At 39.6% G+C, this 16,054-nt stretch carries 17 protein-coding genes and 5 tRNA genes; 13 read left to right on the forward strand and 9 right to left on the reverse strand.

The features are described from left to right. The first annotated feature begins 58 nt into the window (after positions 1–58). The 6 genes from BVC89_RS02050 (at position 59) to BVC89_RS02075 (ending at position 5,881) form a co-directional block, all read left to right on the forward strand. Positions 59–556: an SEL1-like repeat protein gene (locus BVC89_RS02050; protein ID WP_086929640.1), complete on the forward strand. Its 498-nt coding sequence runs from the start codon at positions 59–61 to the stop codon at positions 554–556. A gap of 52 nt (positions 557–608) precedes the next feature. Continuing rightward, the gene (locus tag BVC89_RS29515) at positions 609–1,913 is read left to right on the forward strand and encodes a polymorphic toxin-type HINT domain-containing protein (protein ID WP_216825072.1); all 1,305 of its coding nucleotides are present in this window, start codon (positions 609–611) and stop codon (positions 1,911–1,913) included. A gap of 29 nt (positions 1,914–1,942) precedes the next feature. Beyond that, entirely contained in the window at positions 1,943–2,209 is a 267-nt protein-coding gene (locus tag BVC89_RS02060; RefSeq protein WP_086929641.1) for a hypothetical protein, read from the forward strand. Between the two features lie 96 nt (positions 2,210–2,305). Continuing rightward, complete coding sequence (locus BVC89_RS02065; protein WP_086929642.1) at positions 2,306–3,319, forward strand: IS110 family RNA-guided transposase; 1,014 nt, start codon at positions 2,306–2,308, stop codon at positions 3,317–3,319. Between the two features lie 468 nt (positions 3,320–3,787). Beyond that, the gene (locus tag BVC89_RS02070) at positions 3,788–5,362 is read left to right on the forward strand and encodes an RHS repeat-associated core domain-containing protein (RefSeq protein WP_245929290.1); all 1,575 of its coding nucleotides are present in this window, start codon (positions 3,788–3,790) and stop codon (positions 5,360–5,362) included. Between the two features lie 9 nt (positions 5,363–5,371). Further along, a complete protein-coding gene (locus BVC89_RS02075; protein ID WP_086929644.1) occupies positions 5,372–5,881 on the forward strand; it encodes a hypothetical protein in 510 nt (169 codons plus the stop codon). Between the two features lie 150 nt (positions 5,882–6,031). On the opposite strand, the gene BVC89_RS02080 is transcribed toward BVC89_RS02075, so the two are convergent. Beyond that, positions 6,032–6,223, reverse strand: a complete 192-nt coding sequence (locus BVC89_RS02080) for a hypothetical protein (protein ID WP_086929645.1) — start codon at positions 6,221–6,223, stop codon at positions 6,032–6,034. Positions 6,224–6,555: 332 nt separating this feature from the next. On the opposite strand from BVC89_RS02080, the gene BVC89_RS02085 reads away from it, so the two are divergent. From BVC89_RS02085 to BVC89_RS02100, 7 genes are all read left to right on the forward strand, one after another. After that, positions 6,556–7,617, forward strand: a complete 1,062-nt coding sequence (locus BVC89_RS02085) for a Mut7-C RNAse domain-containing protein (RefSeq protein ID WP_086929646.1) — start codon at positions 6,556–6,558, stop codon at positions 7,615–7,617. Positions 7,618–7,628: 11 nt separating this feature from the next. Beyond that, a tRNA-Ala gene (locus BVC89_RS29520) sits at positions 7,629–7,700 on the forward strand. Between the two features lie 4 nt (positions 7,701–7,704). Further along, positions 7,705–7,778 (forward strand) — tRNA-Ser (locus BVC89_RS29525). A gap of 8 nt (positions 7,779–7,786) precedes the next feature. Then, positions 7,787–7,859, forward strand: a tRNA-OTHER gene (locus BVC89_RS29530). Positions 7,860–7,880: 21 nt separating this feature from the next. Next, positions 7,881–9,218 (forward strand): SDR family oxidoreductase, encoded by a 1,338-nt coding sequence (locus tag BVC89_RS02090; protein WP_086929647.1) that lies wholly within the window; start codon positions 7,881–7,883, stop codon positions 9,216–9,218. Positions 9,219–9,231: 13 nt separating this feature from the next. Then, a complete protein-coding gene (locus tag BVC89_RS02095; protein WP_158657751.1) occupies positions 9,232–10,413 on the forward strand; it encodes a leucine-rich repeat domain-containing protein in 1,182 nt (393 codons plus the stop codon). 37 nt (positions 10,414–10,450) lie between these two features. Then, positions 10,451–11,038 (forward strand): endonuclease dU, encoded by a 588-nt coding sequence (locus BVC89_RS02100; RefSeq protein ID WP_086929649.1) that lies wholly within the window; start codon positions 10,451–10,453, stop codon positions 11,036–11,038. A gap of 365 nt (positions 11,039–11,403) precedes the next feature. Here BVC89_RS02100 and BVC89_RS02105 read toward each other — a convergent pair whose 3' ends face one another. The 8 genes from BVC89_RS02105 to BVC89_RS02140 form a co-directional block, all read right to left on the reverse strand. Next, complete coding sequence (locus BVC89_RS02105; RefSeq protein ID WP_086929650.1) at positions 11,404–11,718, reverse strand: hypothetical protein; 315 nt, start codon at positions 11,716–11,718, stop codon at positions 11,404–11,406. A 235-nt stretch (positions 11,719–11,953) separates the two neighbouring features. Continuing rightward, positions 11,954–12,730 carry a DUF1330 domain-containing protein gene (locus tag BVC89_RS02110; RefSeq protein ID WP_086929651.1) on the reverse strand — a complete coding sequence of 259 codons (777 nt, stop codon included), beginning with the start codon at positions 12,728–12,730 and terminating at the stop codon, positions 11,954–11,956. A gap of 238 nt (positions 12,731–12,968) precedes the next feature. Further along, the gene (locus tag BVC89_RS02115; RefSeq protein ID WP_086929652.1) at positions 12,969–13,310 is read right to left on the reverse strand and encodes a hypothetical protein; all 342 of its coding nucleotides are present in this window, start codon (positions 13,308–13,310) and stop codon (positions 12,969–12,971) included. Between the two features lie 41 nt (positions 13,311–13,351). After that, positions 13,352–14,509 (reverse strand): slipin family protein, encoded by a 1,158-nt coding sequence (locus BVC89_RS02120; RefSeq protein WP_086929653.1) that lies wholly within the window; start codon positions 14,507–14,509, stop codon positions 13,352–13,354. A 377-nt stretch (positions 14,510–14,886) separates the two neighbouring features. Beyond that, a tRNA-Met gene (locus tag BVC89_RS02125) sits at positions 14,887–14,960 on the reverse strand. A 134-nt stretch (positions 14,961–15,094) separates the two neighbouring features. Further along, positions 15,095–15,652 carry an HNH endonuclease gene (locus tag BVC89_RS02130; protein WP_086929654.1) on the reverse strand — a complete coding sequence of 186 codons (558 nt, stop codon included), beginning with the start codon at positions 15,650–15,652 and terminating at the stop codon, positions 15,095–15,097. 26 nt (positions 15,653–15,678) lie between these two features. Beyond that, positions 15,679–15,755, reverse strand: a tRNA-Arg gene (locus tag BVC89_RS02135). 1 nt (position 15,756) lies between these two features. Further along, on the reverse strand, positions 15,757–16,050 hold the full coding sequence (locus tag BVC89_RS02140) for a response regulator (protein ID WP_086929655.1): 294 nt from the start codon (positions 16,048–16,050) through the stop codon (positions 15,757–15,759). Positions 16,051–16,054: the final 4 nt, after the last annotated feature.

The following is a 16,054-nucleotide window of genomic DNA, read 5'->3' on the forward strand; positions in this document are numbered from 1 at the left end:
TATTGGTATCTCATAAGATAATAATGTTTGGGAAACATTGCGGATTTAGGAGGGCGTTATGAATAAAGAAGAAATTGTTATAGCAGATAAAATTTATGAAGAAGGTTCTATGTCTGATTTATATGAGTTCATAAAACCTTTCTTGGAGAAAGACGATCCACATGCTTTTCACTATTATTCATGTTTTAGTTTATCTGAATGGAATGAGACAGATATCGAATTTGATAAAAGGTGTGTGGAGTCTCTCCTAAAAGCAGCTGAGGGTAATGTGCCAGAGGCTATGTATCGATTATCAACTTTATATTTTTCTGGTGATTCAGTGGAGTTAAATGCTGAAATTGGGAAAAAATATTTAGATCACGCTCTAGAGATGAACCTCGGGTTGGCTAAATTATCCGTAGGGGTTAATACGTACTATGGCTCTAATGGCTACGTCAAAGATTTAGATAAGGCAATTGAGTTTGTATCGGAAGCGGTAAAAGATAATGTTGATGGAGCATCTGAAACTCTAGAAAAGATTAAAGCAGTTAAGCGAAAAGGGGACGGAGCTGGTTAAATGTTAATCAACTCTAGCGTGTCGAGAATACACTCAAGTATTGGAAGAAGTGGTGGATAACAATGCCATAGTGGCCTACCGCTACGGCCACGACTTGATAAATCAAGACAGAGCAGGCACAGTAAGTTACTACCATTACGATGGATTAGGCAGTACGAGGCATCTGAGCGATAGCCTTGGTTCTTTGACAGACAGCTATGATTACGAAGCCTTTGGGGAGACGTTAAGCCAAACGGGTTCCACGGTGAATAATTATTTATTTACTGGGGAGCAGTTGGACGCGTCATTAAGCCAATATTACTTGCGTGCTAGATATTATGATCAAGGCAATGGACGGTTTACGCAGATGGATACGTGGATGGGGAATAACCATGATCCAGTTACTTTGCATAAGTATTTATATGCCAATGCTGATCCAGGAAATATGATTGATCCGACGGGTAACTTTAGTATTGGGTCGGTGATGAGTGGGCTTAATGTTTTAAGCAATTTAGTGACCGGAGCAACAACCGCTTATGACGTATTTCAAATTGCTAGTGGTGATAAAGAATTCTCAGCAAGAGAACTTGGAACCTCAATTCTTCTGAGCAGGCTTCCAGTCAAATTCGTTAAAAACTTATTAACTAAGGCCTGTAAGGTAAATAGTTTTGAAGAAGGAACGCTTGTATCAACAGATAATGGATTGCAACCTATATCTAAAGTAAATATCGGTGATTTGGTATGGTCTTATGATGTTGAATCTGATGAGTTTGTGTTGCGAGAAGTAACTCATCTTATCGAAAGCAATGGTCTTAAAGAAATCGTAGAAGTTTCATTTAATAGCTCTGAGACCATTCTCGCGACTGCAGATCATCCATTTTATTTGGCTGATTCGGAGACTTGGGTAGTTGCAAAAGAATTAAAGCAGGGTGATGATCTTCTTAATATTGCAGGAAATATCGTGAATGTATCTGGAGTAAAAATTACTCTCAAAGATACATCTGTTTATAATTTGACTGTAAGTGATCTGCATAACTATTTTGTCGGAAATCAACAGGTTTTAAATCATAATAATAATTGTTTCAAACTTAATTCTCGAATTAAAGAAAATCCGCGTCTTGCGAAAGAAGCAGAGAAAGCGGGTAAAAATAAAAAGGCACAAAAAGATATAGATGATTTGACCAAGAAGTTATCAGAAGGAAACCTAAATCCAGGGAAAGGCACTAAGCCAATAGGAAAAGGAATATCTGAGGCGCGAGGAGAAAATGCCGGCAGGGTTTACTTTAGGGTAATAAAAGGCGAGATTGAGATTCTTGGGAAGTCAGATAAAAGTAATCAAGATATAGTTATCAAAGAAATTTTAAGGACGTTTAAGTAACATTTTAATAAAATTAGGACTCAATTAATATGAGTGTAATTAGATGCAATAATATTAACTATAGGAAAGGATACATAGAGATTGAACCTGAGATTCATAAGGGTTACGTAAATCTCGAGGTGACGCAAATTCACCCTGATGTTGATATTGCTGATACTAGGTTGGGTGATGGAAAGCTATCTGACGAAGCATTTATTGGAAATACAGAAATTGAACTCAACCTTGAAGAGGCTAAAAATCTTATAGAATTGCTAAAAAATGCAATCGATAAAACAGAGGTTGGCAGCCCAAATTAATGACTGGGAAAGCCACGGGGTCAGGTCTACTGAGATGACTCGCCTCCCCACCTGATTTAGGATGGTAGGTGACAAAACCAACAGAGGCGAATCATCATGACCATTAAAGTACTTGGAGTGGATTTAGGCAAGCATTGTTTTCATGTTTATGGTGTTGATCACAAAGGCTATTTAGTTGAGAAAAAACGTTTAACACGTGAGAAGTTTTTATTGTATCTGAATCAGTTACCTCCGTGTTTGATTGGATTTGAAGCGTGTGGCGGTGCTCATTACTGGGCAGCCAAAGCCAAAACATTCGGCCATGAAGCTAAATTGATGCCCGCCCAGTTTGTTAAGCCGTATCTCAAATCCAATAAAAATGATTTTCTGGATGCTGAAGCGATTTGTGAGGCCGTGCAAAGACCGAATATGCGCTTTGTTACGATACGTAATCCAGAACAGCAAGCCATTGGCGCGATGGTAAAAACACGTAATCAATTAGTGCAGCAAAGAACCGCGGTATTGAATCAAGCGCATGGATTTTTACTGGAATACGGTATTGCTTTGAAAAAAGGTCGAGGTACACGTCAAGCACTGATGGATCTCACATCACAAGAAGATACGCCACTTCCATCATTAATGCGGTGTTTGCTTCTTCGCTTGATCGAAGAATATGATTACTTACATGATGTTATCCTCCAAATAGAAAAGGACTTATCTAAGGTGTTAAAAAATAGTGGTCAAGGTAAGCGTTTATTATGTATGCCTGGTATTGGAGTAATCACTGCAGCGAGTTTAATTGCTTGGGTAGGCGATGCGAGACACTTTCGATCGGGTCGCGAACTATCGGCATGGATTGGCTTAGTACCCAGACAATATTCGACGGGAGGGAAAAGTACCTTGCTAGGCATTGGTAAGCGAGGTCATAAGTTGCTGCGTTGTTACTTGATTCATGGAGCGCGTTCGGTATTGCAGTGGCATCATAAAAATCCGACGCGTTGGCTAAGTTGGTCAGAGAAGTTATTACAGGAAAAGCCTAAGTCGAAAGTGGTGATTGCATTAGCTAATAAGATGGTGAGAACGCTTTGGGTGATCTTATCTAAGAACGAACGTTATCAACCATCAGTATGATGTAACTGATCATTCGTAAATAAAATATGTTTTCTACCGGGTTTGCCGATAGTGTTAGCAATGAATAAAAAGGTCATCCGCAATTTCTGAAACCTGTAAAAAGCAATAGTATGAAAAATACTGAAGGTCTTGATAGGAAGAAGTTGTGCGTATTCTCATTTTGAGTCGTGAAGATAACATGTTCACAATAAAACTCGAATACATTGACGCAACCTAATTATTTATTGAAAAACACTGTTGACAGACTGAGGCGAGTCATACATTGCTTTTTGCTAGACATTTTTATAAGTATGAGTTGATATATCTTTTGATCTCATTTTTACAAAAGCCTAGCTAATGCTAGGTTTTTTTATTGATGTTTATTTTTCAGCTACCTTGTTTATATAAGTAATTACTAGGTAAATTTACAATGACGTGAATAGTGGATATGCACAGTGACTTAATCCCAAGATTCTAGTCACTGAGTATGTGTACAACACCATTAACCAATTAACGGATGTGTATACTCGCGATGCGTTAGGCACGGTGATCAGCCATTACAACTACGGTTTAACCGCCACCGGTCGACGGGAAACCATCATTGAATTAGACGGCAGAACCACGGCCTATTGCTATGACGCCCTTTACCGACTTGTGGATGACGTTATTTTTGATGCGCCGACAAGCCCTGTTACAGAAGGCTGCCTCACCGATACCACCGGTGCAGATTACCGAGCACATTACGACTACGACTGGGTAGGCAACCGAACCTTTGAAACGGTGGATGGCGTTAGTACATCGTATAGCTACGACGACAACGACCGCCTCACCCAAACCGGTGGCACCTCCTACGCCTACGACAATAACGGCAACACGTTAAGCGAAACCCTGGATGGCAATGTAAAAACCTACACCTGGGATGGTAAAAACAAACTCACCAGCCTGGATAATGCTGGAGCCATTACCACATATACTTACAATCACAGTGGAATCCGCTCCAGTAAAACCGAAGCAGGCACTACCACCCATTTCATCCTCGATGAAAACCGTGACTACGCCCAAGTATTGGAAGAAGTGGTGGATAACAATGCCATAGTGACCTACCGCTACGGCCACGACTTGATAAATCAAGACAGAGCAGGCACAGTAAGTTACTACCATTACGATGGATTAGGCAGTACGAGGCATCTGAGCGATAGCCTTGGTTCTTTGACAGACAGCTATGATTACGAGGCCTTTGGGGAGACGTTAAGTCAAACGGGTTCTACGGTGAATAATTATTTATTTACTGGGGAGCAGTTGGATGCGTCATTAAGCCAATACTACCTAAGGGCGAGGTATTACGACCAGGGTGTGGGTCGTTTTACGCAGATGGATACGTGGATGGGTAATAATCAAGATCCGATTACGCTTCACAAATATTTATATGCCAATGCGGAGCCGGCTAACTTAATTGATCCAAGTGGGAAATTTAGCATCGGGAGCCTTGGTGTAGCTTCTAATATTCAAGCTATTCTTGGTGCTTCAGCGGCCGCAGCCGCTGGAGTTAGCTTGACAAATTTTTCTAGTAGCGCGTCTTCTTTTGATACACCTTCTCCTCGCCAAAGCTTTTGGATATTGTTGGCTGCGATGGCCGGAACAGGATCTAATTTATTAGACCTCGTTACTGACAAATTAGGAGAGGATACTAGTGGAAGTATTGTGATGTATCATGGTGCTTCTGTTGATTCTTTAGCAGCTTTGCTCGGAGGTGCTCCCTTATCTGCCAACGCAGCGACCGAACTAAAGTATCCGGGGGAGTCGTCTAGAATAGGTTTTTATTTAACGCCAGAGCTCTGGGTGGCACAGTTTTTTGGTCAAAGGAGAGGTGGTAATGCTGTGCAAGTAACGTTTACTACTTCTGCATATCAGGCGATTAGTGCTGGATCGGTAATTCAGGATATGCCACCAATAGGTGCATCTTCGCAGTCTCCTGGATTAGAGATGATCGTACTTCCGGTCGTATTTCCGCTGTTTGATGAGTTGAGACTGTCTGGACAAATTACAATTACCCCAACATGGTGAGGATGGGTTATGGCAGATAAAAAATATTCCGCAGCGGATATACCTGTTTTAAAAGCCGAGAATACTTATTTGGAGTTAGTTGATATTAGTTATAACAGGTTTAAGGAAAATTTGGATCAGGCAATTGTACGTGCAGTTGAGTTTGCCAAGACACTAGTAATAAATACTTTGCCTGATAGGATTCAGTTTATAGTTTTCTTAGGAGCTTCTTATGACAGTGAGCTTCAGGAGGGGGAAATTACATATCCTGATGATTATTTGGATGTGGAACGTCTAAGAGAGTCTGTAGAGGATGTATTTCCTCTTCTTTGGCGTGAAGGAAGCGTTCCTGAGTGGGTAAATATCTACGTCGAATCATGTGACGAAAAGTTTACTAGGGTGAGGCTTGATTGTTGTGGCCGATTTTCCTCTCAACCAGAAAAAATGTACCACGCTCACGAGGGGCTAGCTCCTTTTCATGTACTAGGCCCGCCAAGGCCTAAGGGAGCTGAGCAAGGGGAAAAGTTTCAGTTAAATTAATTCGACGGGGTCGAAGTGAGAGAATAGGCAACGGGATCAAATCTACTGTCTTTTGCCAAACATGTTAATAAATATGAGTTGATATATTTTTTTGATCTTATTTTTATAAAAGCCTAGTTAATCCTAGGCTTTTTTATTGGTGTTTATGCTTTAGCCGCTGTTGCTATGTATTTGTGTCATAAGGTCAGCCTGTTGCGCCGTCCATGTCTGAATCTCCTTTACCTCATGCATTACCGCTGCACTCAAATCCTCCAACCAATCACTCATGGCATAGTAACCAAAATGCCAGGGGTCTGTGGCTTCGGGGAGGGGTTGGAATGCCCACCAAACCTTAAGCCACATTTATGGTCGTAGATTGTGAGTTAAGGGTTGTTAGTTGTCCTCTTGCACTACGCCTAGAGCTCTAATTTACAAATGGATAATTTGTAATATTCCATGGGGGGGGACAATAAATAAATTTAAATACAAATTGACACTTAGGTCTAACTTGTATAAATTATTGGATAAGGGCAGCTTTTGTGCCCTTCTTCCCACAAGAAAAGATCTATCGGTCATGAAGCAGTCGTATACTTTTTTGAAAGTTTATTAATTTTATAACATAGTTTAAGTCGTCTTGTCTGGTGCAGCGAGTTTAGAGTGGGACAGAGTTCGCTGTAGTTGACGGAAACAATGTTATGCCTATCCTAGTAAGTCAAAGAGTTTTCAAGCAACAAGCTAAGGTTTTAGTAAACAATTGGCCCTTCCCTGGTTTCAAAACAGCTTATGCCCGAGACATTTTGAGCCAGTTGTATGGCTATAGAAATAGCCATGATTATCTCAAGTCAATCCGAGAAAAATCGCCATCTCTAAAGCCTGCAACTGAGCAGCTGCTCAATGAACAGTATGTAGAATGGATACAAAAGTTAGCTCAAGTTGGCTCGATGAATCATATTCAAGCTAGAAGGCTACTTCATAAACTATGGCCTATTTATCTCAGCGAAAAGAATAAAAATAAAGATAGATTGTACAAAGCGTCAATACAATTTTTTGGTGAATGCACGGACTTTTTAAATGACTATTCTGAAAGCGTGCCTATTGATTATACATTTAATGACCCCCCATCAATTAAAGATGCAATAGAAGCGTCTGGTGTGCCTCACCCAGAAGTAGGCGCAATTAAAAAGAATGGTCATTGGGTTAGTTTTGACGAAAAGCTTAGAGATGGCGATGAATTGGAAGTCTATCCAAACCCTAGTTCAAAGGCGCAACTTCTTCCTTACAAACCTGATGGTAATGTCGAATTTTTATTGGATGTACATTTGTCGGCCTTAACACGTTATCTGCGCATGGCTGGATTTAGCTGCTTGCACCAGACATTAGATATTGGGGACGCTGCACTAGCTGAATTTTCAGCTAAAGAGAATCTGATTCTCTTAACTCGTGATATAGGTTTACTTAAGAGGAGTAAGGTTAGATACGCTCGATGGATAAGAAACGTTTTACCAGAATTACAGTTTAAAGAGGTTGTTGAACACTATCAGTTAAAAGAAAGTTTTAAACCCATGTCACTCTGCGTTAAATGTAATGGCCGGATTGAAAAGGTTGATAAAGAAATTGTGGAAAAACAAGTGCCAGAAGGTGTATATGACTGGCAAGATGAGTTTAAGCAGTGTATGAGCTGTAGGCAGGTTTATTGGAAAGGTTCTCACTTCGAAAAAATTCAGAAGATATTAGATAATGTAAAAAGCAGAAGTTAATAAGTTTTATTGAAGCCTATAGTTTAATGAAAAACGCTATCTTAGCAAGATAGAGATGGTGGTTCAAATCCACCTAGGCTTCTTCATGGAGAACGTAGTTTAATGAAAAATATCGGACAGCTAATCCGAGATGCCGGTTCGAATCCGGCCGTTCTCCCCCATTTCTACGGAGGTTGTAGTTTAATTGAAAAATACGGTAACCAAATACCGAGATGCCGGTTCGAGTCCGGCCAATCTCCCCAAATTAACTGCGATGATATTCAATGGAATCATTTACTGACCAAGAATTTCGGATTTGCCTGAAAGTTTTACAGGCCGTTTGTAGTGATACAAACTTGGCGGATAATGAACCGCGTTTTAAGTCCTTAATTGCTAAAATTAATAAACAAGCAAAGCGTGAAAAAAATCGTTTAGTTCGTAAAGATCAGCAAAAGATAGATCGCCTAGCTATCGACAGTACCGAACGAGTCCGTCTTGAAAAGTCTGCAGATAATGTTGCAGATATTTCGATGAATAATAATTTTTTGCTTAAACCTATTCGATGCTATATTTGTAAAACTAAATACCAGTTTCTAGATAGCTTTTATCATCGCTTGTGTCCAGCTTGTGCTAAGCATAATCACCAAAAACGCAGCCAGAAGGCTTGCTTAAAAAAACGTATTGCGATTGTTACAGGTGGTCGAATTAAGATTGGCTACGAATTGGTACTGAAGCTGTTACGTGATGGAGCAACGGTGGTAGCAACGACACGGTTTCCGCTAGATGCGATGAACAGATTAATGCAAGAAAAGGATTTTGTTGAGTTTCAAGATCGAATACAGTTTTATGGTTTAGATTTACGTCATATGCCGAGTGTCGATGAATTTATTCAGCATATTCATAAGCACTATACTCACATCGATATTTTAATAAATAATGCTGCCCAAACAATAAAAAGACCCAATAATTTTTATGAAGAACTTTATATCAAAGAATCAGCACATATGCTGGATATTGGGTTTGAAAAAAACAATCTAATTGCAAAGCCAAATAGAGTGCCAAGTAATGGCGAGTGGGTGGATAGATCTCTGTTTCCTGCTGGGGAAGTAGATCGTTTTTTACAGCCTCTAGATAAACGATCTAAGAATAGCTGGGTTGAAAAGCTCGATAGTGTATCGAGACTTGAGTTTGTAGAATCTCAAGTTATCAACTATTTTTCCCCTTTTTTTCTTACTAGTAGCCTGAAACACCTTTTAATTAAGTCGCCATTTCCTGATAGGTATATAGTTAATGTTTCTGCGATGGAAGGGCAGTTCTCCCGCAAGAGTAAAACATATTACCATCCACATACCAATATGGCGAAAGCAGCTTTGAATATGATGACTCGTACATCCGCCTCAGATTATGCGGAATCTGGTATTTATATGAACAGCGTTGATACAGGTTGGATAACTCAAGAAAACCCCTATCCAAAAGCACAAAGCATGGAGAAAAGCGGCTTTGTTCCACCCTTAGATGAAATCGATGGTGCAGCGCGGGTTTATGATCCTATTGTACAGGGTACGTTAGGTAATCAAATCTATGGACTTTTTTTGAAAGACTATGAACCTTATGCTTGGTAGAAGTGTGAAAACAATGGATACAAAAGAAACTATTCTCTGCCCTTTAATGCAAGATCGAAAATCTCAAGTGCCTAATGTTCCCTTATGTGAGTCAACGGAGTTAGACGAGTTGTTTAATTTTCTTAGAAAAAAGGAATTGCCCGTCTCAAATACTAGATTCGAAAGGGGGCATGTCTCTTTAGATGGACGCTTGGATCTGTGTAAGCAAGGAATTGGTATCTCTGGTACCGAGAGGTTAATGAATTCCTTGCAGGATAATCCAGCCATAAAACATATTTTACTTGGAACTGATAGCCTAGGAGATGAGGGGGTAAAGCTTTTAGCTTCACATATTAAAGAAACAAGCTACCTAGAAACAATCTATTTAGGGTGTAATGTAATTACTGAACAGGGAGCACAAGCATTAGCCAAAGCGTTAAAAGACAACTCTCAAATTAAGTCGCTGTGGCTAAAGAGAAATCCAATCGGTGATGCTGGCATTATTTCAATATCAGAAATGTTACAACGGAACCAGACTTTGAGAACTCTTGATTTGGTTAACACACAAATTAGCTCATATGGGTTGAGTCTTTTAGCTGATACACTCGAGCAGAACGAAACGTCTTTACAAGCAATATTTTTAGGTGGAAACCACCTTGATAGTACATGCATATACTCGCTAATTAGAATACTTCAAAGCTCAAAATTAGACGCTTTGTTTTTAAATGTGAATTTGCTAGGTGATGATTTCTTAAATGCGCTGGTAGATAATGCACCATATAATAATAAAATTCTAACTTTGGGCTTGGCCAGTAATGGTTTGAGTTCTAAGTACTTGGAAAAATTACTGTGTTCATCTGAAAAGCTCCAATTCAAATCACTGGATTTAGGATATTCTAGAAGCACAAAGGTGTTAGGAGCAAAGGGCAAATTTTTTGGTGATACAATGGGAGAATTGTGGAACGAATGGCTCTCTCAACAAAATTGCCTCGAAGAACTGCTCTTAAACAAAACTGGGATTGGTCACAGAAGTGTTTGCGCTATGCTCAATCAAATACAAAAACACCCTACACTACACACTTTAAAACTTAGTCGATTAAAAGACTCTGAAATTAGATCCAATCTACATCAAGTACTAAGTAAGCGAAAACCTAGTATTTCGCATTATAACGATTATCGAGATGACTTAAGAAAAATAAAAAGTGTTTATCGTTAATTAAATAATATCCAATGGTTCATGGTAATAGAATTTTATGCCTTCATTTAAAGATGCCCTGAAAGCTGGTAAGTCGATTCGAGTTATTGGCTTTGACGATGCTCCATTTAAAAGTGAAAAATTATCATCTGTAAAGGTTTCTGGTGTGATCTGTTCAAATACACGTTTTGAGGGAATGCTTTGGGGAGAGGTTCAAAAAGATGGCTCTGATGCTACAAGCGTTTTTTCAAAGATGATACTGGACAGCAAATTTCATGATCAAATACATCTTGTTCTTATCGACGGTATCGCTGTTGGTGGGTTCAATGTTCTAGACCTAGAAAATTTGAGTTTGATTGTGGATAGGCCTTGTGTGTCTGTCATGCGTCGTGTGCCAGATATGAATGCAATAAATAAGGCGCTGGAAAATCTTGAAGATGGAAATAAAAAGTATGATTTGATATTAAGTGCTGGAAAGGTGTATGAGCTTGATAACTTTGTTTTTCAGGTTTGTGGTGCTAGCCCGCAACTTGTCGTTGAAGCGTTATCAAAATTGACTGACCGAGGTAATGTGCCAGAGGCACTTAGATTGGCCCATTTAATTGGAGCAGCAGTAATGATGGGTCAGAGTAGCGGGAGGGCGTAGCTATACATCCTGTGTCAAAATTGACCCATATTACTTCCGTGTAAAATAATCTCCCTTAAATCCCTAGACGTTTTTTAGGCGAGAATAATACATTTGTTCATATTGCTTTGGTGATATATTAAACAAAATTAAATTACTCTTATCGAAAGACAATTTAATTCAAGCTCCTAATTTTTTACCCCATCTTTATCGCGTTATTCGTTTGAATTTCAGCATCCCATTGCATGATGCTTTCAGGAAATAGCATCACAATTGTGGAGCCCAATTTAAAACAGGCGGCGGGGTCAAGCCTTGCCTTCTACTAAATATGTTAACAAATATGAGTTGATGTATTTTTTGATATTCGCCTATCTAAGGACGCCAGCCTAATCTTGTTTAGATGGGGTAAGCTCTACATGTGTATTATCTTCATATAAACCCGCCTGTCCGGCCATATTAGTGAGTATAACCTTGGCTACATCTTTATTATTTTTATGCAAATCTTCGAATAAATAACTCATTACAATGGCTTTCAGGTAATCTGTGTTTGCGGGTAAAATTTCACCTATTTTAATATTATGCTGAACAACATATTTTTTGCATTTTTTCTCGCACTCTTTAATAGCAAGCTCAATGTCTTTAAGTAGTTTATGTTCATTCTTCTCTAATAATTCTGTAAACTCCTCATCAAGTTCAGTCATATCTTAACCTTTATTCTAACCGCTTTATAGTAACCAAGTATTTTTATGTAGTTCGCTAATGATAATCTCTTTTCGTGTTGATAGTATAGTTCTGTCGTTCTAAAATAAATGTATAAATAGCCGTCTAGTTCATACAAGCTTATCTTTTGTTAAATATGTTAGTGAATGCAAATTAATTATATTTTGATCTAATTTATAAAACAGCCCAGTTAATACTAGGCTTTTTTCTATTTATTCATCGTATAATAGGTTTAATTTGATATAGCTTAAATTGTGATGTTCCGCTATTTAAATACTTAGCGTGTTGTTTAAACCCTTCACTTGTTCCAAATTTATCGAATGCTTTAAGGCTGTCCCATTCAACGAAAGTTATTTGATCTGGCCCTGGTTGTTGATCTGTATGAGACACATACCTAGGGTTTTTCATTGTGTGAATAAACCTTCCTCCTACAGCTTCTACTGATGGTGCGATGCCCTTCATATATTTTTGGTAATCTTTTGGGTGTGCTTGATCTAACCAAGCAAATGCTATGGTATAAAATTTATTTTCAAAAAAATGTAATGTTGTTTCTTCTGAGACTGGGGCTTTATAAAAATTTAGCTCTTCCCAAATTATTGGTCGCATTATTTTATATTGTTGCCAGTCTGGGTGTGATTCAAAGGCTACATCGGCTTCTTCGCTAGGCCATTTGGCTAATACAAATGTTCCGGGTTGATCTTCACCTACAAGTGTCTCTGCAACTGTCAATGCCCCAACATTTTTGTAACCGTAGGATTGTGCAAATGGAATTGCCTTATCGTAATAAACCTTTAACGCAGCTTTTGCTTCGTCAGATTTCTTATTTTTAGGATTGATTATTGACAATAAATTATCTTTTTTGAGGTGCACTTTCAGTGATTTCGAGGGTGTATGAGTGTCTTGCGTTGAAGCCGCTACACTCGTTTGAAATAATACCAAGGTATTTACTATACAAAATCCTAATACAAATTTACGAATACAAAAAGTAAACATAACTGTTTTCCTCTTTTAAAAAAATATAAAAACACCACATAAATGCAAGTCTAAACAGAGAAAAATTCTATGTATTGGATTAATTTGCTATTGCCTTGGTGCAATAATGCAACATTAGGGAGGTGGGGGAGTTATCGATTTATTCCGACGTTTTAACGCAGTAAGCCTTTACGTAGTGCTGTCAAACTGTTATACGAAAGTCATCCGACAAGCGTTAGAATAGCCTTATTTTCAGAGGCTATTTAAACGATTTGATAACTTTAATCTTACCGACTATGTGGCGATTAAACTTATCAAGTTCGTCGGCTGGAATCCAGTATTCGCTGTGCTCTCGGCCTCCGGCGATTTGGACGGGGTAGCGAGAGAGAAATTCAGCGTCAACCTGAAATTCCGTGACAAACCCACAGCCACTATCCTTAACGTTCCAGTCTCTTGCGATTTTCTCCGCGTAAGCACTGGTTGTGACGGGATAAAAAATTGGCTGTTCGGGTAACCGAGGAGGCCACTTTTTAAAGCCGCTTTTCTCAACGAGTTTTAACTCTTCAGGGCCTATTGGTCGGTATAAAGTGATTGTCTTCATAATCGTTTCCTCATAACTCCCGCTCTTTCGAACGGGAGATTTTATTGAGCCGATTTGGACGGAGCGAGTTTGACCATGTCATTGAGGACACTGTCTAGGCCACCGTAAACAGAAATCTTATCGATTTTTGCAGTGATTCGCTCTAGTGCTTCAAGCTCTTTTAATCGCAATAGCACTGGGTTATTTTCCATTACCTTTGCGGTGTTATGAAGTGATCGCATCGCTTGAGTTTCTTCTCTTCGCTTAATCACGTTGGCCTCGGCTTCTTTTTGAGCTTCGACAACCTGATTTAGGATTACCTTCATATCACCGGGTAGGATAATGTCCTTCACACCCACGCTGCGCAATTTAATGCCAAATTCAGCAAGTTTTTCACTTACGCCATCCGCGATGACGGAATTGAGTGCATCCTTATCTTCAAGTAATTCATCTAAAAGTTTTGTGCCCACGGCTTCACGCAATCGCAATTGAAGCTCTAAATAAAGAAAGTTTGCGTAGTCTTTCAGTTTTAGCGCAACGGTTTCTGGATCGATGATATTGTAGCTGGCTGATAAGTTAATACGCAGACTCACACGATCTTTAGTCAAGATTTCTTGACCGCTGACATCCGTGGTCTGTACACGTAAATCAAGCAGCTTTACAACAATTGACCGGTTGTACTTCCAGAAGGCGTAAGCGCCGGTCTGAAGTACACGCTCCAACTTACCGTTAACTTGAAGAAGGCCGACATGTTCATCAGGCACTTCTGTATAGTTAATAGCATTGACAACTTGTCGACTTGTACCGATTTTTACACCCCGACCTAAAAGTGCAACTAGTTCATCTTTAATCTCGTAGTTCTTGGTAATATCTACGATATCCACTCGAACGACTTCAGAGCCTTTCCAAGTTACCAATAAATTACCTGGAGGCAGAATATCTGAGATTTTTTGATCGCGGTAGATAACACCGACCTCACTATCATTTAGTTCGAACACATCAATATAGTCTGCAAGAAGTGCTTGGTACTGACGCACCAAAAACTTGAGCTTTGGGTGTTCGAAGCGTACAGAGGTAATATCAAACTTTTCTACTTTTAACTTTCGCCCAAAAGTAGACAATCGGTGTCGACCTGGGCCAAGTACTTTTTGTAGCCGATCTCGATCAAAGAGCAAGGCTCGTTCGTTATCGGCAATATCAACTGTTTTGAAAAAGAACATCGTATTTCCTTTTGCCTTAAAAAATAATGTTATTGGCGAGGCCCACTCTCGAATACAGGGGGATCAAATTTGAAAACGGCAGGAAAGCATTCCAGAGGAATGGATTCATTTATCACTTACCCAACAGTCATCCTTTTATATTGAGGTGATGTATAAACGTATTCCATTCATAGAATGTCATCGTGCCAATTCGACCCATTTAATCCGGCTATATTGTCGGCACCCTAAATTGTGATCAGTCAATGGCTTTCGCTACTGACCTACCCAATTCAAGATCATGGACCTCTCGTAGATTTTTAAACAAGAGTGAAAGTCTTGTGAGGACTCGAACCTCAAGCCTCTCGGCCTTCCCATAGAGTCGTTTTGGAGACGACGGTGGTTTTTGGCAGGAATCGAACCTGCGACTTTTCGATTATGAGTCGATTGCTCTACCCAACTGAGCTACAAAAACAGTGGTAGTTTATTCCCGCTTTCAAATTGGTACACAGCACGTTAGCAACGCTTGTGCCAGACTGGCGTACAGAACCAGTTCCGCTAATTCTGGGCGAAGATATAAACTTCTGTGTGGAATACGACGTAAATAAATTACGCCGCTTTCCAAGTTCTTTTACCTGAAAATTGTTTTTCCAAGTATTCCATTTGATCAGCCAGTACTTTGTGTTGTGCTAAATACATGGATTCAAATATATTTGGTCTAAAGGGTATGGCTAATAACTTCATACTCGCTTGTTCAGGTGTGCGGTCCGCTTTAAAGTGATTGCACCTTCCACAGGCTGCAACAACATTTTCCCAAATATCTAATCCTCCTTGTGCACGCGGCACTACGTGATCTCGTGTCAATTCTGCGTGACTAAATTTGCCACCGCAGTACATACAGTGGTAATTATCTCGACGGAATAGCATTCGGTTATTAAACCCAGAAACCAATTTTCTTCGATGAGTATCACCTCGAGTTGCAATAACTGGGCTGATTTCCAACGAAGATTGTAAGCCGGTTAATCGATTTGTTCCTCCGAAGATAACTAAACTTTTATCTCCGACTTCCCACTGCACTAAATTTTTAACGTATAAAACGGCCGCTTCTTCCCGTGAAAGCCAAGAAGTTGGTGTACCGGAAATATCTAAGCGCAATACTCTGCCCATCTTACTGCTCCTACTGGTTGCTAAACTGGCGTCCCCGGTAGGATTCGAACCCACAACCTACGGAGTAGAAATCCGTTGCGCTCTCCAGTTGCGCCACGAGGACATTAATGTTTTATAAATGTTGTCCCATCAGCAGAGTTGTAACCTCCTTTCGTGAGCTCTTCAGCTAATAGAACACGTTTATTGCGGTCGCTTTCTGTTACCACTACATAAGGTGGAAGTAGTTTTTTTTTCCTAGCCCACGCCAAGACATGAGTACCGTTCTCCCGGCCATACAAATAAAAATCCACGGCTAATATGGATATTTGATTTTCTCTTAATGTTTTTTTCGCGGAGTTGCTATCACTGCAATAAATATCTGCGTGATAACACTCGCGTTTACTTAGTGCTATGCGCATGATG

It is taken from the genome of Agarilytica rhodophyticola (assembly GCF_002157225.2).
Lineage (GTDB): Bacteria > Pseudomonadota > Gammaproteobacteria > Pseudomonadales > Cellvibrionaceae > Agarilytica > Agarilytica rhodophyticola.